This is a genomic window from Kocuria sp. CCUG 69068 (assembly GCF_020833785.1).
Classification (GTDB): Bacteria; Actinomycetota; Actinomycetes; order Actinomycetales; family Micrococcaceae; genus Kocuria; species Kocuria rosea.
This window is the reverse complement of the sequence record NZ_PDDL01000006.1, coordinates 37,759-54,738: the sequence shown is the minus strand read 5'-3', so window position 1 is coordinate 54,738 and position 16,980 is coordinate 37,759. Positions and strand designations below refer to the sequence as shown.

Annotated in this window: 21 protein-coding genes and 2 pseudogenes; 18 read left to right on the top strand and 5 right to left on the bottom strand. The window is 70.4% G+C overall.

What is annotated here, in order from left to right:
• Window positions 1-125: 125 nt before the first annotated feature.
• Window positions 126-902, top strand: coding sequence for a GAF and ANTAR domain-containing protein (locus tag CRM73_RS02290; RefSeq protein ID WP_229586680.1), 777 nt, complete (start codon window positions 126-128; stop codon window positions 900-902).
• A 125-nt stretch (window positions 903-1,027) separates the two neighbouring features.
• Here CRM73_RS02290 and CRM73_RS02285 read toward each other — a convergent pair whose 3' ends face one another.
• Both CRM73_RS02285 and CRM73_RS02280 read right to left on the bottom strand, forming a co-directional pair.
• A complete protein-coding gene (locus CRM73_RS02285; RefSeq protein ID WP_370658512.1) occupies window positions 1,028-1,351 on the bottom strand; it encodes a YciI family protein in 324 nt (107 codons plus the stop codon).
• 18 nt (window positions 1,352-1,369) lie between these two features.
• Entirely contained in the window at window positions 1,370-1,864 is a 495-nt protein-coding gene (locus CRM73_RS02280; RefSeq protein ID WP_229586692.1) for a hypothetical protein, read from the bottom strand.
• A gap of 212 nt (window positions 1,865-2,076) precedes the next feature.
• Here CRM73_RS02280 and CRM73_RS02275 point away from each other — a divergent pair, with 212 nt between their 5' ends.
• The 4 genes from CRM73_RS02275 to CRM73_RS02260 all read left to right on the top strand — a co-directional run bounded on the left by CRM73_RS02275 (window position 2,077) and on the right by CRM73_RS02260 (window position 3,483).
• Entirely contained in the window at window positions 2,077-2,358 is a 282-nt protein-coding gene (locus tag CRM73_RS02275; protein ID WP_109268917.1) for a hypothetical protein, read from the top strand.
• 49 nt (window positions 2,359-2,407) lie between these two features.
• On the top strand, window positions 2,408-2,614 hold the full coding sequence (locus CRM73_RS02270; protein ID WP_035923991.1) for a hypothetical protein: 207 nt from the start codon (window positions 2,408-2,410) through the stop codon (window positions 2,612-2,614).
• A 135-nt stretch (window positions 2,615-2,749) separates the two neighbouring features.
• A complete protein-coding gene (locus CRM73_RS02265) occupies window positions 2,750-3,172 on the top strand; it encodes a CBS domain-containing protein (RefSeq protein ID WP_229586678.1) in 423 nt (140 codons plus the stop codon).
• Between the two features lie 122 nt (window positions 3,173-3,294).
• Entirely contained in the window at window positions 3,295-3,483 is a 189-nt protein-coding gene (locus tag CRM73_RS02260; protein WP_035923993.1) for a CsbD family protein, read from the top strand.
• An 86-nt stretch (window positions 3,484-3,569) separates the two neighbouring features.
• On the opposite strand, the gene CRM73_RS02255 is transcribed toward CRM73_RS02260, so the two are convergent.
• Complete coding sequence (locus CRM73_RS02255) at window positions 3,570-4,409, bottom strand: SDR family oxidoreductase (protein WP_229586676.1); 840 nt, start codon at window positions 4,407-4,409, stop codon at window positions 3,570-3,572.
• A gap of 276 nt (window positions 4,410-4,685) precedes the next feature.
• Here CRM73_RS02255 and CRM73_RS02250 point away from each other — a divergent pair, with 276 nt between their 5' ends.
• The 4 genes and pseudogenes from CRM73_RS02250 to CRM73_RS02235 form a co-directional block, all read left to right on the top strand.
• Window positions 4,686-5,051, top strand: a complete 366-nt coding sequence (locus CRM73_RS02250) for a hypothetical protein (RefSeq protein ID WP_052132724.1) — start codon at window positions 4,686-4,688, stop codon at window positions 5,049-5,051.
• 130 nt (window positions 5,052-5,181) lie between these two features.
• Window positions 5,182-6,063, top strand: coding sequence for a manganese catalase family protein (locus CRM73_RS02245; RefSeq protein WP_229586674.1), 882 nt, complete (start codon window positions 5,182-5,184; stop codon window positions 6,061-6,063).
• A gap of 49 nt (window positions 6,064-6,112) precedes the next feature.
• The gene (locus tag CRM73_RS02240; RefSeq protein ID WP_229586673.1) at window positions 6,113-6,586 is read left to right on the top strand and encodes a DUF4383 domain-containing protein; all 474 of its coding nucleotides are present in this window, start codon (window positions 6,113-6,115) and stop codon (window positions 6,584-6,586) included.
• Window positions 6,587-6,725: 139 nt separating this feature from the next.
• Window positions 6,726-6,878, top strand: a pseudogene (locus tag CRM73_RS02235) (CBS domain-containing protein); the annotation flags it as partial.
• Between the two features lie 44 nt (window positions 6,879-6,922).
• On the opposite strand, the gene CRM73_RS02230 reads toward CRM73_RS02235, so the two are convergent.
• Together CRM73_RS02230 and CRM73_RS02225 are read right to left on the bottom strand one after the other, a co-directional pair.
• Window positions 6,923-7,522, bottom strand: a complete 600-nt coding sequence (locus CRM73_RS02230) for a hypothetical protein (RefSeq protein ID WP_229586672.1) — start codon at window positions 7,520-7,522, stop codon at window positions 6,923-6,925.
• Window positions 7,523-7,548: 26 nt separating this feature from the next.
• Window positions 7,549-8,697: a zinc-dependent alcohol dehydrogenase gene (locus CRM73_RS02225; RefSeq protein WP_229586671.1), complete on the bottom strand. Its 1,149-nt coding sequence runs from the start codon at window positions 8,695-8,697 to the stop codon at window positions 7,549-7,551.
• A gap of 622 nt (window positions 8,698-9,319) precedes the next feature.
• Between CRM73_RS02225 and CRM73_RS02220 the strand changes: the two genes are divergently transcribed.
• The 9 genes and pseudogenes from CRM73_RS02220 to CRM73_RS02180 all read left to right on the top strand — a co-directional run.
• Entirely contained in the window at window positions 9,320-9,508 is a 189-nt protein-coding gene (locus CRM73_RS02220) for a hypothetical protein (protein WP_229586670.1), read from the top strand.
• Entirely contained in the window at window positions 9,498-10,904 is a 1,407-nt protein-coding gene (locus CRM73_RS02215) for a M20/M25/M40 family metallo-hydrolase (RefSeq protein WP_229586669.1), read from the top strand. The genes CRM73_RS02220 and CRM73_RS02215 overlap by 11 nt, the downstream gene beginning before the upstream one ends.
• A gap of 692 nt (window positions 10,905-11,596) precedes the next feature.
• Window positions 11,597-12,334: a GAF and ANTAR domain-containing protein gene (locus CRM73_RS02210; RefSeq protein WP_229586668.1), complete on the top strand. Its 738-nt coding sequence runs from the start codon at window positions 11,597-11,599 to the stop codon at window positions 12,332-12,334.
• The gene (locus tag CRM73_RS02205; RefSeq protein WP_229586667.1) at window positions 12,334-12,723 is read left to right on the top strand and encodes a hypothetical protein; all 390 of its coding nucleotides are present in this window, start codon (window positions 12,334-12,336) and stop codon (window positions 12,721-12,723) included. Before CRM73_RS02210 ends, CRM73_RS02205 begins: the two co-directional genes overlap by 1 nt.
• 59 nt (window positions 12,724-12,782) lie before the next feature.
• A complete protein-coding gene (locus CRM73_RS02200) occupies window positions 12,783-13,517 on the top strand; it encodes a GAF and ANTAR domain-containing protein (protein WP_229586666.1) in 735 nt (244 codons plus the stop codon).
• A 180-nt stretch (window positions 13,518-13,697) separates the two neighbouring features.
• Window positions 13,698-14,249, top strand: coding sequence for a hypothetical protein (locus CRM73_RS02195; RefSeq protein WP_229586664.1), 552 nt, complete (start codon window positions 13,698-13,700; stop codon window positions 14,247-14,249).
• Window positions 14,236-15,015, top strand: a complete 780-nt coding sequence (locus tag CRM73_RS02190; protein WP_229586662.1) for an ANTAR domain-containing protein — start codon at window positions 14,236-14,238, stop codon at window positions 15,013-15,015. Before CRM73_RS02195 ends, CRM73_RS02190 begins: the two co-directional genes overlap by 14 nt.
• 258 nt (window positions 15,016-15,273) lie before the next feature.
• Complete coding sequence (locus CRM73_RS02185; RefSeq protein WP_229586660.1) at window positions 15,274-16,242, top strand: NAD(P)/FAD-dependent oxidoreductase; 969 nt, start codon at window positions 15,274-15,276, stop codon at window positions 16,240-16,242.
• 139 nt (window positions 16,243-16,381) lie between these two features.
• Window positions 16,382-16,847 (top strand): annotated as a pseudogene (locus CRM73_RS02180) (acetamidase/formamidase family protein); the annotation flags it as partial.
• Between the last annotated feature and the right edge of the window lie 133 nt (window positions 16,848-16,980).

Sequence of the window (16,980 nt, the reverse complement as noted above, 5' to 3'; positions counted from 1 at the left end):
CGGGCCGCAGCACGGACCGGTGCGGAGACGGCCGTCCGCCGCCCTCGACAGGGCGGGTCGTTCCCGTCCGCAACGAATTCCGCGATCCCGGGTCCTGACGGGCGATGGAGGTGGAGACTGGGGGAATGGGCACGGACACGGGACGAACGGCCAGGTCGAACCCCCGCCGGGACCGGACGGGGGCCGTGGACGCGGACCTGGCCCGGCGGCTGAGCGACCTGGCCCGCACCCTGCAGGGCGAGACCGACGTCCAGGGCACCCTCGAGGCCATGGTCCGCGCGGCGGTGGAGCTCATCCCCGGGGTGGTGGAGGCCTCGATCTCGGTCGCCCGGCGGCACCGCGGCATCGAGTCCCGGGCCGCCTCGGGCGCGCTCCCCCGCCGGGTGGACCGGCTGCAGCAGGACACCGGGGAGGGACCCTGCATGGACGCGGCCTACGAGGAGCGGATCGTCCACGTCCCCGACTTCCGCCACGAGGACAGGTGGCCCCGGTTCGCCCCGGCCGCCCTGGAGGCGGGAGCGACGTCGATGCTCGCGTTCCAGCTCTACACCGACGGCGACGTCCTCGGGGCACTCAACGTCTACGGCGCCGACTTCGCCGCGTTCACCGACGAGTCCGAGGAGATCGGTCTGCTGGTGGCGGCCCACGCCGCGGTGGCCTTCGCCGACGCCCAGCAGGTCGGCCACCTCCACGAGGCCCTGGCCACCCGGGACCTCATCGGTCAGGCGAAGGGCGTGCTCATGGAGCGGTTCAAGATCACGCCCCAGCAGGCCTTCCTCATCCTCACGACCGCCAGCTCCCAGACGAACACCAAGCTCCGGGACGTCGCAGAGCGGCTGACCACCACCGGCGTCCTCACCGGCGAGCGCCCCGAGGAGTCAACCGCTCCGGGGGGCCCCTGACCGGTGCGGCCCGGTCGCCCCACCGGGCAGCCCCGCGTTGAGCCGTGCGGCCTGCAGCACGAGGTGGTCGCGCTCGGGGAGGCTGGGCGCCGACCGGGCGGCCGCGGCGTAGAACCGCGCCGCGGTCACGGGGTCGCCGTCGCGCCCGTGGCGGTACGCCGCTGCGGCGGCGCGGTCAGGAACGGGCGGAGCTCGAGCCACTCGTGGATCGGCCTCCCGCCCGCCCCCGGGGCCGCGGACAGCTCGGCGGCCAGCTCGAGCGCTCGGTCGTAGGAATCGACGTCGATCACCATCCAGCCGGCGATCAGGTCCCTGGTCTCGGGGAACGGGCCGTCGGTGACGGGCAGCCGCCCCGCGCCGCCGTAGCGGACGAACGTGCCCTCCGGGGACAGCGCCTGCGCGTCGACGAACTCGCCGGTGCCCTCGAGCCGGGCGGCGAAGTCCGACATGTGCTGCAGGTGCACCTCTCAGCGGGTGAACTCACCGCAGGCGTGCAGCAGTGCCAGGGCTGAGGCGGTGGTGGTGTCCGTGATCCGCCCGGAGCACAGGTGCTGGAGCAGCTGCTGTTCATCGGCCCACTCCACCCCGGGGATGCCGGCCGGCTCCAGCGCCTCTCCGTACTCGGCATCGGTCCGGCGCGCCACTGCGAGCAGCACGTCGATCCGCTCCTCCTTGCGCTGATCGGCGTAGAGGATCCCCAGCGGAGCGATCACCGCCGCGGACATGCCCTGCCCGAACTCCTCCTCCAGCAGCACCGCCGCCCCGGCGCGCAGTTCGTCGGGGTCGACCACCGGGCCCTGCGGGAAGATCAGCATCTGCCCGCCCGGGTCCAGTTCGGCCTGCACCAGCCCGTAGTTGGTCCGGGCGCCGGAGCCGTCGTGCACCCTCGGAATCACGACGATCGAACGCTGGGCTGGTACGGGGTGCAGCATCGCCGGTCGGTCCGGAGCGACGTCAGTCATCAGGCAGTCCTCATGTCGGGGAACGCATCGGCGCCTGCGGCCTCGGAACACGCAGGCGATGCGCACGAACAGCCTACGGTCGACTGCTCAACGCAGCCCGGGAGGAGCACGTGCGGGACCTCCACAGGCCCCTTTCCCAGGTCCCAGGGTGGTTCCGCTCCGTGAGTCAGGTCACTAAGGTGGGAGGCACGGCTCAGCACAGGAGGTTCTCCATGACCACCCCGAACAACGACGACGCGCCGGACCTCGACGACGTCCTCGAGCCCGAGGGCGACGCCCTGCCCGACCCCATCTACCAGGGCCACGCCGGGATGCCCGAGCATCTCGACGACGAGGCACTGGCCGCAGCCACCGAACAGGAGCGGGTGGCCGCCGGGCTGACCGACTACGCGCCCGGGCAGGTCCCACCGGCCACCGACCCGCTGCCGGAAGACGCCTCCGAAGCAGCCGACCGCGCCCAGCGGGGTCTGCTCGAGGAGGACGGGAACGCCTGACGGGCCGTCCCACCGAAGTACGCCGTCCCATCCCTGCAAGGAGATCGACATGGCCGAGCGAGGCAACACCAAGCACAGCGCGGAACTGGACGACCAGATGAAGCACGAGGTCGCCGGCGAGGTGGCCGGCATCCAACCCGACCACGTGGAGGAGCACCGCCAGACCGAGCCCTGGGTCGACGACACCGACGACCCGGAGGTGCGCTCCGCGGTGGAGGAGCGGGAACGCGCCCCTCGCCCGGACACCCAGCAGTAGCGCCCCGGGGAACGGGGCGGGAGACCCGCAACGAACACCGACCCGTCACCGCCCGGGCACACGGGTCGTCACAGGCACACGCAACCTGAGCACACCGGTGCTCGAGTCACTTTCCACCTCGGAGGAGGATCAGCTATGACCACGGCACGCGAGATCATGACCGGCGGCGCCGAGTGCATCGGGGAGAACGAGACCCTGGAGGAAGCCGCCCGGAAGATGAAAGACCTCGGCGTCGGCGCGCTGCCGATCTGCGGGGAGCACAACCGGCTCATGGGCATGGTCACGGACCGCGACATCGTCATCAAGTGCCTGGCGATCGGCACCGACCCCAGGGCCGTGAAGGCCGGTCAGCTGGCCGAGGGCAAACCGGTCACGATCGGCGCCGACGACAGCGTGGAGGAGGCGATCAAGACGATGGGCGAGCACCAGGTGCGGCGGCTGCCGGTGATCGACGGCCACGACCTCGTCGGGATGCTCAGCCAGGCGGACATCGCCCGGTCCATGCCCGAGGACCGCGTCGGAGAACTCGTGGAACTCATCTCCTTCGACCAGTACTGAGGACCGGTTCCGGAAGATGCCCGACTGGGTCCGGACACTTGGACGGCCCCGAAGCGTCAGCGACGTCCGCCGACCAGGCGTCCGGGCCGAGGAGGCCCTCTGACCGGGAGAAGGGAGCACCTGTGGGACTCAGGGACAAGGCCGGTGCCGCCGCGGACAAGGCTGCCGGTGCCGCCAAGGACAAGATCGGCGCCGCCACCGACAAACCAGACCTGCAGGCCGAAGGCCAGGCACAGAACGCCGTGGGCCACGCCCGACAGAGCGGACACGACATCGAGGACACTGCCCGCGAGATCGTGGACGACGAGTGATCAGCCCCGCCCCCACCCCGGGCGGAAACCCTGTCCTTCCGCCGGGGTGAAGCGCCTCGCCGGTCTCGCGAGCGGAGGATCCGGGCTCAGAGGATGGGCTTGCCACCGGTGACGGCGACCCGCGAGCCGGAGATGTAGCTGCCGTCGTCCGAGGCCAGCAGCACGTAGACGGGCGCGAGCTCGGCGGGCTGGCCGGCGCGGCCCAGAGGGACGTCGTCGCCGAAGGCCCCCACCTTCTCCGCGGGCATGGTCGCCGGGATCAGCGGCGTCCAGATCGGGCCCGGGGCCACGCTGTTCACCCGGATGCCCTTCTCGCCCAGCATCTGCGCGAGCCCGGCGGAGAAGTTCGCGATCGCCGCCTTGGTGGCCGCGTAGGGCGCAAGCTGCGGGGACGGCTGGTCGGACTGCACCGAGGAGCTGCCGATGATCGCCGACCCCGGAGGCATGTGGGGCACGGCGGCCTTGGTGAGGTGGAACATGGCGCCGATGTTGAGCCGGAACGTGTAGTCCCACTCCTCGTCGCTGATCTCGTCGAGGCTGTCGCGGCTCATCTGGTAGGCGGCATTGGAGACCAGCACGTCGATCCGGCCGAACTCCTGCACGGCCCTCTCGACGACAGCCCGGCAGTGGGCCGGGTCCGAGAGGTCTCCGCGGACCAGGACGGCGCGACGCCCGGCCTCCTCGATCCAGCGGGCGGTGTCCTGGGCGTCGTCGTCCTCCTCGAGGTAGGCGATCAGGACGTCGGCGCCCTCGCGGGCGTAGGCGATCGCGGCGGCACGGCCGATGCCGCTGTCCCCGCCGGTGATGATGGCCGCCTTGCCCGCGAGCTTGCCGGAGCCGCGGTAGCTGTGCTCGCCGCAGTCCGGGACGGGGGTCATCGCGGCCTGGACGCCGGGGACCTCCTGCTGCTGCTCTGGCTGGCTCATGGCGTGGTCCTTTCGTGGTCGAGTGGTCCGGACGGTGCACGCGCTGCTCACCGAACTCCCCCGATGATCAGCACACTGTCCACTTTAGATGCTCGCGGCCGGGTTGTCGTGCCCCGGCCCGCGGGAGCGGACGGGGAACTGCTCCAGCACGAGGGGCGCACGAGCTGACGGTACGAATTCAGCAGATCCCTGGCCCACGTGCAACGAGGCGAGTACCGTGGGGAGTGGTCCAGAAGGTGGCCATGAGACAGATTGCATGCGACGAAGGATGCTCTCATGGACCACAAGCTCTCCGTCCTCGTCCAGATCGACCTGGACGGCGCCTATGTGCGACTGATCGTCACCGGGTGTTTGACCGAGGCCAACCAGCACGTCCTGTATCCGCTGGTGCGCCGTGCCCGGTCGCTGATCCCCCCGGTGACCGTCAGTGTTGATCTCGCCGCCGCCGGCCACGTGGAGCCGAACGCCCTGGACCTGTTGCGCTGGGCGATCGACCACGACGACACCCTGCAGGGGGTCAGCCCGGTCGAACTGCTGATCCCCAACGGCCTGCCCACCCACGGGCCCACACCGCTCCCACCCCGCACCGCCCGCAGACCCCGGGGCGGGACGTCCCCGAGCGCCCGGCCTCAGCTCATCTGATGCCCCGTTCATTCAGTAAGCAAGCTTCCCTTCTGGGGGCCGGATCACTAGCGTAGAGATCAGAGCCGGGAATCACGGGCGCGGAGTGCCCGGTCACCGCCGGCCACAGCAGTCGATGACGGAGGTCAGCATGTTCTTGCACCAGCAGAAGCTCCAGTACAAGTCCACCCCGGAGGCCCCGGACGCGGTGTACGCGCGCAAGCTCCAGGAGGTGATCGGCGGGCAGTACGGGGAGATCACCGTGGCCATGCAGTACAGCTTCCAGGCCTGGAACGCCCACATCCCGGGCAAGTACCGGGATCTGCTCTTCGGCACCGCCGCCGAGGAGTTCGGCCACATCGAGATGCTCGCCACGATGGTCGCCCAGCTGCTCGAGAAGGCCCCGCTGGGCATCACCGAGGACGCCGTGCAGTCCGACCCGGCGGTGGCTGCGGTGATCGGCGGCACCGACCTGCAGCACGCGATCGTCGCCGGGGCCGGAGCCCGTCCGGTGGACTCGATGGGCAACCCCTGGTCCGGGTCCTACGTGACTGCTTCCGGGAACCTCCTGGCGGACATGACCGCCAACGTCAACGCGGAGATGCAGGGCCGCACCCAGGTCGCCCGGCTCTACCACATGACCGACGACAAGGGGATCCGGGACATGCTGTCCTTCCTGCTGGCTAGGGACACCATGCACCAGAACCAGTGGATGGCCGCGGTGAAGGAGCTCCAGGCCGACGGGCTGGAGCAGATGCCGGTGCCCTCCAACTTCCCGCAGTCCAAGGAGGCCACCGAGTTCTCCTACGACTACTACAACTTCTCCGACGGTACTACCGCCGCGGAGGGCTCCTGGGCCTCGGGGCCGACCCCGGACGGGCACGGGCAGTTCGGGTACCAGGACACGCCGATGGCGGGGGTGCCGATGCCGCCGCCCACCCACCCGGACGCCCGGTTCTACGGCACCACCGAACAGCCCAACATCATGGAGAAGGCCGCCGGCAGCATCCAGGACAAGCTCAAGAAGGAATAGCCGGCGGCCCACCGCACGGCCCTGAACCAGCTCGAGGAGAGGAGCGATCATGACCACCCCCGCCGCCCGACCCGGCGACCGCACCACCCGCCGCTCACCCGTCCGCACGGCGGCCCTGCTCTACGGGGCCGTCTTCCTGCTCGTGGGCGCAGCCGGATTCATCCCCGGCATCACCACCAACTACGACCAGCTCATGGTCGCCGGCCACCAGTCCGAGGCCATGCTCATGGGCGTCTTCCAGGTCTCCATCCTGCACAACCTCGTCCACCTGCTCTACGGCATCGCCGGCATCGCCCTGGCCCGGACCGTGGCGGGGGCGCGGAACTACCTGCGCTGGGGCGGGGCCGTGTACCTGCTGCTGTGGCTCTACGGCCTGCTCATCGACAAGGACTCGGGGGCCAACTTCGTGCCGCTGAACACCGCCGACGACTGGCTGCACCTGCTCCTGGGCCTGACCATGGTCGGACTGTCCTTCCTGGACCGCAACACCCACGACCGGACCGCCGGCCGGACCCGCACCTGAGTCCCACCGACGGACACCGTTCGCACCCATGAACCAACGAGAAGCGGCTCCCCACCACGGGCGGGGAGCCGCTTCTCACCGGTCCGGCGGCCGAGCCGCACACCCCCTGGGTCCAGGCACGTTGTCAGGAGGAGATGCACTCGACGTCGGTGCCCTGCCGATCTGCGGGGAGGACAACCGGCTCAGTGGCGTGGTGACCGACCGCGACATCGTCCTCAAGTGCCTGGCCACCGGCGGAGACCGCCGCACCGTGACCGCCGGGGCGCTGGCCGAGGGCAAGCCGGTGACCATGCCCATGCTGCTGGTGCCGATCGGCGGACGACCGTCCCGGCTCCATCAGCTCCCTCGCCCGCGGTGGATCAGCGTCCTGATCACTGCGACGGCCGCTCCAGCGCCCAGCACCCAGGGGCCTCCCACGATGATCGGGTCCAGCCATTGGTGGGAGAGATCAGCGCGGCGGGTCCCGATCCGTGAAGACAAGCCGTGCCGGACGGGCTCGGCCAGCACCCCGGTCTCGGTGACCGGGTTGTCCGGACGCAAGGTTGCCCATGAGGTGAAGTGGCTCTGCCAGGCGTCGACGCGGTCGGCGGCGAGGAGGATGAGCCAGTGCGCCGCCCGTGCCTCGCTGTAGCGCTGGTAGGCGTGCCGGCGCAGTGCTCCCGGCAGGCCCTTCGACGGGCACGCGGTGCCGAAGACGGGGGTCAGGTGCGCGTGCTCGATCGACCGTTCGCGCGGCCGGTGCTCGGGCTGCGCCTCCGGGTACTCCCAATGCGCTCCTGTGCCCGCCGGGTCGTAGCGCAACTTCGGCACCGAAGGACGGTCGGCCGGGTCCAGGTCCGCGCCCCAACCGGGGATGCGCGCCCGCAGCGCCTCGCGCGAGACGGTGCGCCGGGCCTCACCAGCGATGTACGGGGTGTGCTCAGGTGTGCTCGCCATGGTCTCGGTTCCCCTCCTTGGCCGTCTCACCCGGTGCCGGGGACGACGAGTGTCTTGATGCAGCCGTCGAGCTTGGACGAGAACATGTGGTACCCCTCGGCGATGTGCTCCAGGGGGATCCGATGGGTGACGATGTCACTGGGTGTGAAGTAGCCGTTGCGGATGTGCTCGAACAGCCGCGGCCACTGCCGCTTCACCGGGCACTGGTTCATCCGCAGGGTCAGGCCCTTGTTGAGGGCGTCGCCGAACTTCACGGCGCTGAACATCGGCCCGTAGGCCCCCATCACCGAGATCGTCCCGCCCTTGCGCACGGAGTCGATGGCCCAGTTCAGCGCGATCGGCGACCCGCCCTGCAGCTTGAGCTTGGCCGCGCTCACGTGCTGGGTGAAGTTGCCGTCCGCCTCGGCGCCGACCGCCTCGATGACGACGTCCGCACCCAGGTAGTCGGTGGTTCTTTTCAGCTCCACCACGATGTCGTCGTGCTCGGCGAAGTCGAACGTCTCGGCGTGGGCGAACCGGCGGGCCTTCTCGAGCCGGTACTCCAGGTGGTCGACCACGATCACCCGTCCCGCACCCATCAGCCACGCTGACTTCGCGGCGTACAGCCCGACCGGACCCGCCCCCAGCACGACGACGGTGTCGCCTTCGACGATGTCCCCGAGCTGGGCGCCGAAGTAGCCGGTGGCCACGGCGTCGGTGAGCAGCACCGCATCCTCCTCGTCCATCCAGTCGGGGATGATCGAGGGTCCGACGTCGGCGAAGGGCACCCGCACGTACTCGGCCTGACCGCCGTCGTAGCCCCCGCAGGTGTGCGAGTAGCCGTAGATCCCGCCTACGGCGGTGGCGTTGGGGTTGACGTTGTGGCAGTTGGAGTACAGGCCCCGGGCGCAGAACCAGCAGGACCCGCAGTACACGTTGAACGGCACCATGACCCGGTCCCCGGGCTTCAGGTGCTCCACGGAGGGGCCGACCTCGTGGACCACCCCGACGAACTCGTGGCCGAAGGTCGTCCCGACCCGGGTGTCCGGCATCATCCCGTGGTAGAGGTGCAGGTCCGATCCGCAGATCGCCGCGAGCGTGACCCGCACGATCGCGTCGTTGGGGTGCTCGATCCGCGGGATGTCCTTCTCCTCCACCCGGATCTTGTACGGCCCCCGATAGACCATCGCTCGCATCCGCGCCACCTCGGCTCGTTGACCTGGTTCATCAGTGGACTTCCGATGCACGACAGCGTCCCACCGCGCCCCGTCGGGGTCAACCCCTGAATTCCGGCAGGACGGGGCCCCTCGCCGATATAGCAAGGGTGCTGAGGAAGATGTGACGGTTCAGCGGCGGTGGCCCAGCACCCGCCAGCCCCGTCCGCGCAGAAAGCTCCTGCTGCGATACCTGCGGCAGAAGTCTCAGGTGTTTGCGTCCTGCTGTTTTCCTGTTCGCGGTCTGCGGCTTCCGCCGTTTCGCTATGGGGCCCACGATGGTGGAAACACGGTCGACAAGGAGTGGATCCGGTGCGGACTTTCGGTGTGGAAGAGGAGCTGTTGCTCGTCGACGCGGTGACTCTGAGACCGTTGGCTGCCGGTTGCCGGCCTGGTCCTGGCGGGCCGCCCGCTCGGGGGTCGAGGGTCAGCTGGTGAGTCCGACCACGGGTGCTCCGGCCGCGGCCGGATCCCATCCGGCCATGATGCGCCGGTCCGGCATCACCTGACCCGGTCGGCCCTGGTCAGGCCAGGGGCGGACCCGTAGCCTGAGGGCAGGTTCAGCAGCGAGCCGGGACCATCTCGTGGCGAGGGAGCCATGCTCATGGAACTGCAGCTGTGCGTGACCGTGGAGGCCGCCCCGCAGGGCGCCCAGGTGCGCCCCATCGTCACCGGCGACCTCGCCGCATCCGACCACCAGGCCCTGTTCCTGTTGGCGAAACAGGTCCGGGGGTTGAGCACCCGCACCCTGTGGGTCGGGGCGAGCCGGAGAGGACCCGGCCATGTCCGCTGAAGAGGCCATCAAAGCCTATTTGGGGGCCCACACCGATCAGCTGCTGGCCGGGTTGGTGGAATGGGTGCGGATCCCCTCGGTGGCCGGGGTCCCGGAACGGGCTCACCACCTGGTGCGCTCGGCCCACTGGTTGGCCGGGGAGCTGCGCGACATCGGGTTCCCGACCACGGACATCTGGGACGGGGACCAGGGCCCGGCCGTCTACGGGTCCTGGTGCGAGTCCCCCGGGGCGCCGACCGTGCTGGTCTACAGCCACCACGACGTGCGCGCGGTCAAGGAGCAGAACTGGGACCAGACCTCCCCCTTCGACCCGGTGGCCCGTGACGGGCGGCTCTACGGCCGCGGGACCTCCGACGCCAAGGGCCAGGTCACCGCCCACCTGTGGGGAGTGCGGGCGCACCTCGCCACCACCGGGCGCGAGGTCCCGGCGGTGAACCTCAAGGTCCTCATCGAGGGCGAGGAGGAGGCCGGCTCCCCCGGCCTGGCCGCCCTGCTGGAGGACCACGCCCAGGAGCTGGCCGCGGACGTGGTGATCTTCTCCGACACCCTGCTGTGGCGCACCGACCACCCGGGATTGTGCACCGGGGTGCGCGGAATGCTCGGGGCGCACCTGGAGGTCTACGGCCCCTACACCGACATCCACAGCGGGGCCGTCTCCGGGGTCGCCCCCAACCCGGCCCTGGAGATCAGCAGGCTCTTGGCCCAGCTCTACGACGAGCACGGGAGGATCACGCTGCCCGGCTTCTACGACAACGTCGCCGAGATCGCCGCCGCCCGGCGGGCGGAGCTGGCCGCGCTGCCCTTCGACGAGGCCGACTGGCTGGCGCGTTCCCACACCCGCAGCATCGGCGGGGAAGTCGGCTACACCGTGCTGGAGAGGCTGTGGGAACGCCCCGCCCTGGAAGTCATCGCCCTGGTCGCCGGGGACCCGGTCGGAGTCTCACGGGCCACGATTCCCTCGATGGCGGCCATGGACCTGAGCATCCGCACCGTGGTCGGGCAGAAGGTGCACGAGGTGGCGGAGCAGTTGCGCCACTGGGTGGGTGAACGGGTCGGGGAGGGCTACGGGTACGACCTGTCGATCTCGGTCGAGACCGCCCAGGAGGCCTACCGCACCCCCGACACCCCGGTCATCGAAGCCCTGGACCGGGCCATGGCCGCCGGCTTCGGCGTGGGCGAGGTCGGGCGGATGGGCAACGCCGGTGGCGGGCCCGCCGAACTGCTGGCCACCACGTTGGAGGCGCCGGTGGTGTTCTTCGGCACCGGGCTGGTCGAGGACAACTGGCACGACAGTGACGAAAGCGTGCGCACCGACCTGCTGACCGCCGGGGCCGCCACCCTGGCCCACCTGTGGGAAGACCTGGGACGCCACGGCACCGGACACACCACCGGATAAGAACCAGCACAGGATCTCGAACCGACATCGTGGGAGGAGCAGATGGACGACACCACTGCCGGGTTCACCCAGGCCTGGCTGCTGATCGAGGCCATGGATCGTGAGCGGTTCACCCTGGACGCCCTGTGGTCGGGCTACCTCGGGCAGGGCGGGAACGTGGAACAGTTCGAGATCGAGGCCTACCTGCATCAGTGCCTGCACCTACCGGCCTTCCAGTGCGACATCCTCATCCACGCCGCCAACCACCTGCTCGAGGCCCACCACCAGCGCCCACTGCCCTACACCCGGGACCTGCTCCACGGCGCGGACACCACAACCCGACGAGTAGCACCCCGACCCAGGGACGCGTCGCCGACCCCCAGCCGAGTGGATTGCCGCCAGCCGTGCCCTGTGTACAGCGCATGTCCTCCAGCTGCCCCGTCATCCCGAGGGAGGGTAGTGGGGGACACTTCGTGCGGGACATCTGCAGGGAACCACTGCCGAAACGCTCCGGACGCGAACCGGAGGCAGCTGTCCCCTGGTCTTGCCACTGCCGCAGTTGCTCGGCGGGCCAGCCGGAGCGCCCGGGCCGCGCCATAGGCAGTATGCTGATGGACAAGAGAGGGTTGGCCGGCCTTGACGCTCTCTTCGCTGACGGAGTCGGCAGCGGCTACCGCGCCAGTCCGACCACCCCGCCGAACCGCGAGCACCCCATGTCTTCTGCCTCCTTCGAATCCTCTCCCGGTGAACTGATCGCCGTCTTCGCCGACCTGCACGGAATGCTCCTGTCCGAGGAAGATGCCACCACCGCGGTGCATCAGCTCGCCCGGGCCGCCCACCAGATGATCCCGGGTGCGGCCGGGGCCGGGGTGTCGTTGCTGGACGAGCACGGCACCCGGGTCTCTTCCGCCTCCACCGACAAGGTCGTGGAGACCGCTGATGCCCTGCAGTACGAGCTGGGGATGGGTCCGTGCCTGAGCGCGTGGGCCACGCAGATGCCCCAGCGCATCGCGGACACCACCAGCGAGACCCGGTGGGCGGCCTGGGAATCCGCGGCCGCGGAGGCCGGGATCCGTTCGGTGCTGAGCACCCCGCTGGTGTACCGAAGCCATGCTCTGGGGGCGTTGAAGGTCTACGCCACCGCCCCTGCCGCTTTCGGGGAGGCCGAGGAGCGGCTGCTGGGGCTGTTCGCCGATGCGGCGGCCACCCTGCTCGGTGCCGCCCAGACCACCGACGCCCCGGTGCGCCTGAGTGCGTCCCTCAAGGCAGCGCTGGCCACCCGGGAGACGGTCGGGCTGGCCGCCGGTGTCCTGATGGCCCGGGAGCACCTGGACCCTGAGGCCGCCCGATCGCTCCTCTTGGGGCAAGCCCACGCCCAGGGGCGGCTGGTGGCCGAGGTCGCCGCCGAGATCCTGGACCGTGGGCCGGAGGACGCCCAGGACCGAGGTTGATGAGGCCGGTGGGCGAGGACAACCAGGACGACGAGGCGGCGGTGGGCTATGAGCAGGCCCGGCGTCTGCGAGCCACGATGGTTGCCGCCGGCATCGATCGGCCCCGATTATGGTTGTACTACTTCGGCGTCGGCGGGGACGTCAGCGAGTTCGAACTCGACGCCTACCTGCACCACTCCATGCTGTTGCCGCGGTTGCAGCGGGATCTGCTGGCCCAGGCCGCCAACGAGATCCTGGCCGATCTGGCCCCACCGCAGGCCCCGTACGCTGCGGACCTGGCAGACGACCACACCTCATTGGGCAGGGACCGTGCTGCGACGGAGCACAGCTCCCCGGTCCAGGGCTGCGATGTGCCCGACCACGACGACCCCGGACCCCCCGGGCGCTAGACCTGCGCGCTGCCCACCGGGCACGGGGCGTTGCGCCGAACCGACACGAAGGAACGACCATGACAGATCCCCCGACGGGCGGTTCGCCCGTGGCCCAGTTGCAGGATCAGCTGCTGGCCACCGAGGACATCACCGATTTCCTCAACGATTTCACCGCCACCATGGCCCAGGCCCTGTCCACGGACGGGGACGAGGTGTGGTGCGCGGTGACCCTGTTGCGCCCGAAGCGCTCGACCACCGTGGCCGCCTCCAGCCCGCACGCCGAGGCGCTGGACGAGATCCAGTACCACTACGGCGACGGTCCCTGCCTGACCGCGGCCCGGGAGCACCGGCTGGTCTACGTCCGGGACACCCGCACCGACCCGAGGTGGCCGGCCTACGGGCAGGCCGCCGCCGAAGCCGGGATTCTCTCGGCCCTGGGGGTGCCCATGGAGCTGGGCGGAGAGGCTGCTGCGGGTCTGGACGTCTACGCCGACACCCCCAACGCCTACGACCAGGCGATCCTCGAGGTCATCCGGCGTCAGGTGGTCGAGGTCTCCACCATCCTGCGGCTGGCGGTGCGCCTGGCCCGCCACCGCGACACCGAGGCGGATCTGCAGGCGGCGATGGCCTCGCGGACCACCATCGATCTGGCCGTGGGCATCGTCATGGGCCAGAACCGATGCAGCCAGGAGAAGGCCTTCGAGATCCTGCGGGCCGCCTCCAGCCACCGCAACATCAAACTGCGGGATGTGGCCGCCGATCTGGTCGCCACCGTGGGCAAAGGCCCGGCCAGCACCCACTTCGACGCCTGAGGAGAACGGCGGAGCATCCCAGGGGCCCAGTGTTCCCGTTGCTCCGCCCGGCAAGGACAGGTCCGCGCGGCCACCAGCAGCCCGATCTCCTCCGATTGAGCGTCGAAAGCATAGGCCTGGGATCCGTAGAGGTTCAGCGCCCCGAGGTTGTCGGCCCCGATCCGCAGCTGGGAGCAGAGCATGGACATCGCCCTTGCCTCGGCCGCGGCCGGGGCGAAAGCCGGCCAGCGGGGTTGTCGCGGGCCGTCACGGCTTGCGCCTCGGTGGAGCAGCGGAAGGACGACTCGTCGCATAGTAAGCCTGCTGGTCACCTGTGCGCGGATCGACTATTCTGGAGCTCCGGTCCAGCAACAGGCCGCGACCCCCTTCGCGCCGAAAGCCACTGTTGTGACCCATAAGCTCTCCGTGACCGTCCAGATCGATCTGGACGGTCAATCCCTCCGGATTCTCGCCGCCGGGTGCCTGACGGCAGCCAGCCAGCGGGCCCTGCACCCGCTGATCCGCCGGGCCCGGACGCTGACTCCTGGCATCCAGGTCTCCGTGGACTGCACCGGGGCCCATCACGTCGAGCCCGCCGGGGTGGAGCTATTGCGCGCGGCCACCGACCACGACGAGGCCGCGGAGATGCTGCGCCCGGTCGAGTTCCTGTTCCCCGATCCTCTGCCGGATTCCTTCGGTGACCTGAGGTCGCCGAGGTACCTCCAGGTGGTGTCCGCTCATGCCGCATCCTGAGGTCACCAGCTCTGCAGGGCTGGCCGAGATCGCCGAGGTGCTGATCGGGCTGGGCCGGGGGATGCGCACCAGCACCGACGGGTCGGTGCTGGTGGCGGTGGCCCGGGCCGGCGCCGACCACGTCCGCGGCGCCCGGTGGGCCAGCGTGACCGTGACCCACCACGGGCACTTCCGCACCCTGGCCGCCACCGCCCCGGTGGCCCAGCACGCCGACGCTCTCCAGCACGAACTCGGTGCAGGACCGGGGGTGGACCCCGCGCCCGGGGAGGACGTCTACCGCTGCGGGGACCTGGCGGAGCGGTGCCGCTGGCCGGTGCTGGGCGCCCGGTTGCACCAGCGGCTGGGACTGGCGAGCCTGATGAGCTTCCGGCTGCACCTGGTCGGGGAGCCGGAGACGGTCGCGGCCCTGCACCTCTACTCCGACGCCCCGAAGGCCTTCGGCGACGACGCCCTGACCACCGGGGGCCTGCTGGCCGCCCACGGGGCCTTGGCCGTGTCGGCCCAGCTGCACCGCCAGCGAGCCAAGCACCTGGATCGCGCCCTCGCCCCCGCCCGAGAGATCGGCACCGCGGTGGGCGTGCTGATGGCCCGCTACGGGATCCCCCGCCCGGAGGCCCTGGAGATGTTGCGCGCCGCCGCACAGGACTCCCACCGGCCCGTGGCCGAGATCGCCGCCGAGGTCACCGACACCGAGATCCATCGACTCCCACCCATGCCCACCGCCACCCCGGGCCGCCCCCGGGCGGTCACGGGGGCGACCCCATGACCCCCGGCAGGACAAGCGGCGTCGGTGAGATCGGTGCCTGTCGAGACGCCGACAGCCCCCCAGGGGCAGGGTTGCCGTCCCGCTCCCGGCCCCAGCGGGTGCAAACCGTGCAAAGCCCTGGTCAGAGGCGGTTCTGCCTCTCCAGCCTGAGGGCGAGGTCCAGCAGCGTCAGGACTTCCTGGCCGCGCGGCACGGCCGCAACCGGCCAGAAGAAGACCAGCGCCCGACCGGCGCCCGGCTGCGTACTGAGGAGAAGCAATGAGCCATGATCTGCCGTCCGCTGTGGATGCCCTGGTCGTGGGTGGTGGTGTCGCCGGCCTGTCTGCGGCGACCTGGCTGGGCCGGTACCAGCGCTCCACCCTGGTGATCGATGCCGGGCAGCACCGCAGCCGCTTCACCGACCACACCCACGGCCTGCTGGGCCGGGACCCCATCAGCCCGCACACGCTGCTGGCCGAGGCCCGCGCCGGACTCGACCAGTACCCCCACGTGACCCTCCACGACGGAACGGTGGTCGCCCTGGAGCGCACCGAGGACGGCCAGTTCCTGGCCACCGTCGACAGCAAGGAGATCACTGCCCAGCGGGTTGTACTGGCCACCGGGGTGCGGGACCAGTTCCCGCGCATTGCCGGCTTCGAGGACCACTACGGCACGGATGTCTACCACTGCCCGGCCTGCGACGGATTCGACGTCCGGGGCGAGGCTGTGATCGCGCTGGGCACGGGTAGCCACATGCCCGCCTATGCCTCGGAGATGTTGGATTGGACCGACACCGTGCGGGTCGTCACCGACACCACCGACCGGGCCTTCGCCGAGGACCAGCGCGCGTCTCTGTGCGAGCACGGGATCGAGGTCGTGGACGGCGTGGCCGAAGCCCTGCTCGGGGCGCCGGGGGCGTTGGAGGGCCTCCGGCTGGCCGACGGGAGCCTGGTGGAGGGCACCACGGTGTTCTTCTCCTACGCCCACCACCCCACCAACAGCCTCGCCGCCCGTCTGGGGTGCGAACTCGACGACGAGGGCCACGTCGTCGTCAACGTTTGCCAGCACAGCAGTGTCGAAGGGGTCTATGCGGCCGGGGACATCACCCCGGGCCTGCAGCTCGTGCCCATTGCCATGGCCCAGGGCGTAGCCGCCGGAGTCGCCTGCGCCACCTCCCTGCGTGGTCACGGCACCACCGACCGGGCGCCCGATCCGGCCCCACCCACCCACCGGTTCACCACAGGATGATCACCGGCAGTCACCAGTGGAGCGACCCTCAGCGCTGAGGCCGGCCGCAGTCAGTCCCGAGGCAAGGAGTCCGGGACGATGGGGGTCAACTTCACCGCCTCGGTTCCGACTTGTCGTGTCCGGGTGGCTGCATGAGTCCCCCATCCTGGGAGGCGTCCCTCAGTCGGACCTCTCCCGCGTGGCGCTGGAGGCCGCCCAGACCGCCCCACCGAGGGAGAACGGCGGCAACCAGGACATCAAGGACCTCGCCCGGGGCAGCCGGGTGTTCTACCCGGTGTTCGTCGACGGAGCGATCCTCTCTGTCGGGGACCTGAACTTCTGTCAGGGCGACGGGGCCATCACCTTCTGCGGAGCGGTCGAGATGGGCGGTTGCCTGGAGCTGCCCCTCGACCGCATCCCCCGCTCCGAGGGTCGGATCTCGTTCTCCGGCATCTCGGTCACTCTCGACGAGCACCAACACCTCGACCCCGACCTGCCCTACCAGCAGGCGTGCCTGCACGCCGTCGACTGCCTCAGCGCCTTCGGCCACTCGCCCGAACAGGCGTATTTGCGGCTGAGGGCCGCACCCCTCGAGGGACATCTCTCCAGCGTCGTCGCCATCCCCACCGCGAGCGCGACCATAAGCTGCCGCGCCGGACCACCCGCCGGAGTCGACGAAACCGAAGCTCTGCCGCCCGGCAAGGATCCCCGCCACGAGCCATACGAGAGCCACAACCGTCCCCGCGGAGAAACGACCAG

Coding starts and splice junctions, on each gene's coding strand:
- CRM73_RS02290 (WP_229586680.1), top strand. CDS start 126: ATGGGCACGGACACGGGACGAACGGCCAGGTCGAACCCCCGCCGGGAC.
- CRM73_RS02285 (WP_370658512.1), bottom strand. CDS start 1,351: ATGTCGGACTTCGCCGCCCGGCTCGAGGGCACCGGCGAGTTCGTCGAC.
- CRM73_RS02280 (WP_229586692.1), bottom strand. CDS start 1,864: ATGACTGACGTCGCTCCGGACCGACCGGCGATGCTGCACCCCGTACCA.
- CRM73_RS02275 (WP_109268917.1), top strand. CDS start 2,077: ATGACCACCCCGAACAACGACGACGCGCCGGACCTCGACGACGTCCTC.
- CRM73_RS02270 (WP_035923991.1), top strand. CDS start 2,408: ATGGCCGAGCGAGGCAACACCAAGCACAGCGCGGAACTGGACGACCAG.
- CRM73_RS02265 (WP_229586678.1), top strand. CDS start 2,750: ATGACCACGGCACGCGAGATCATGACCGGCGGCGCCGAGTGCATCGGG.
- CRM73_RS02255 (WP_229586676.1), bottom strand. CDS start 4,409: ATGAGCCAGCCAGAGCAGCAGCAGGAGGTCCCCGGCGTCCAGGCCGCG.
- CRM73_RS02250 (WP_052132724.1), top strand. CDS start 4,686: ATGGACCACAAGCTCTCCGTCCTCGTCCAGATCGACCTGGACGGCGCC.
- CRM73_RS02245 (WP_229586674.1), top strand. CDS start 5,182: ATGTTCTTGCACCAGCAGAAGCTCCAGTACAAGTCCACCCCGGAGGCC.
- CRM73_RS02240 (WP_229586673.1), top strand. CDS start 6,113: ATGACCACCCCCGCCGCCCGACCCGGCGACCGCACCACCCGCCGCTCA.
- CRM73_RS02230 (WP_229586672.1), bottom strand. CDS start 7,522: ATGGCGAGCACACCTGAGCACACCCCGTACATCGCTGGTGAGGCCCGG.
- CRM73_RS02225 (WP_229586671.1), bottom strand. CDS start 8,697: ATGCGAGCGATGGTCTATCGGGGGCCGTACAAGATCCGGGTGGAGGAG.
- CRM73_RS02220 (WP_229586670.1), top strand. CDS start 9,320: ATGGAACTGCAGCTGTGCGTGACCGTGGAGGCCGCCCCGCAGGGCGCC.
- CRM73_RS02215 (WP_229586669.1), top strand. CDS start 9,498: ATGTCCGCTGAAGAGGCCATCAAAGCCTATTTGGGGGCCCACACCGAT.
- CRM73_RS02210 (WP_229586668.1), top strand. CDS start 11,597: ATGTCTTCTGCCTCCTTCGAATCCTCTCCCGGTGAACTGATCGCCGTC.
- CRM73_RS02205 (WP_229586667.1), top strand. CDS start 12,334: ATGAGGCCGGTGGGCGAGGACAACCAGGACGACGAGGCGGCGGTGGGC.
- CRM73_RS02200 (WP_229586666.1), top strand. CDS start 12,783: ATGACAGATCCCCCGACGGGCGGTTCGCCCGTGGCCCAGTTGCAGGAT.
- CRM73_RS02195 (WP_229586664.1), top strand. CDS start 13,698: ATGGACATCGCCCTTGCCTCGGCCGCGGCCGGGGCGAAAGCCGGCCAG.
- CRM73_RS02190 (WP_229586662.1), top strand. CDS start 14,236: ATGCCGCATCCTGAGGTCACCAGCTCTGCAGGGCTGGCCGAGATCGCC.
- CRM73_RS02185 (WP_229586660.1), top strand. CDS start 15,274: ATGAGCCATGATCTGCCGTCCGCTGTGGATGCCCTGGTCGTGGGTGGT.